Origin of the sequence: Corynebacterium tuberculostearicum (assembly GCF_032821615.1) — a bacterium.
Lineage (GTDB): Bacteria > Actinomycetota > Actinomycetes > Mycobacteriales > Mycobacteriaceae > Corynebacterium > Corynebacterium tuberculostearicum_H.
In genome coordinates, this window is the sequence record NZ_JAVBIF010000054.1 from 1 (window position 1) to 875 (window position 875).

General features: G+C 54.1%; 1 rRNA gene. It reads right to left on the minus strand.

Annotated elements, in window-relative coordinates:
• Window positions 1-875, minus strand: a 23S ribosomal RNA gene (locus RAE09_RS11845); the annotation flags it as partial.

The window sequence follows — 875 nt, forward strand, 5'->3', positions numbered from 1 at the left end:
ATCATGGGCGCGCATGTACGGGTACCAGAATATCAACTGGTTATCCATCGACTACGCCTGTCGGCCTCGCCTTAGGTCCCGACTCACCCTGGGAAGACGAACTTGACCCAGGAACCCTTAGTCATCCGGCGGATAGGATTCTCACCTATCAATTCGTTACTCATGCCTGCATTCTCACTCGCACACAGTCCACGCCTCCTTACGGTAACGCTTCAAACCATGCACGACGCTCCCCTACCCAACTTAAAAAGTTGCCGCGGCTTCGGCGGTGTACTTGAGCCCCACTACATTGTCGGCGCAGAACCACTCGACCAGTGAGCTATTACGCACTCTTTCAAGGATGGCTGCTTCTAAGCCAACCTCCTGGCTGTCTTCGCGATCCCACATCCTTTTCCACTTAGTACACCCTTAGGGGCCTTAACCGGCGATCTGGGCTGTTTCCCTCTCGACTATGAAGCTTATCCCCCACAGTCTCACTGCCGTACAACACAATTAGTGGCATTCGGAGTTTGGCTGACATTGCTAAGATTGTAGTCCCGCTCAACCAACCAGTCGCTCTACCTCCACCAAGCTATAATACGACGCTGCACCTAAATGCATTTCGGGGAGAACCAGCTATCACGGAGTTTGATTGGCCTTTCACCCCTACCCACAGCTCATCCCCGCAGTTTTCAACCTACGTGGGTTCGCGCCTCCACAACCTCTTACAGCTGCTTCACACTGGCCATGGGTAGATCACCCCGCTTCGGGTCCAGGACATGCCACTATACACCCCATTAGGATTCGGTTTCCCTACGGCTACCCCACACGGGTTAACCTCGCGACATGCCGCTGACTCGCAGGCTCATTCTTCAAAAGGCACGCCATCACACACA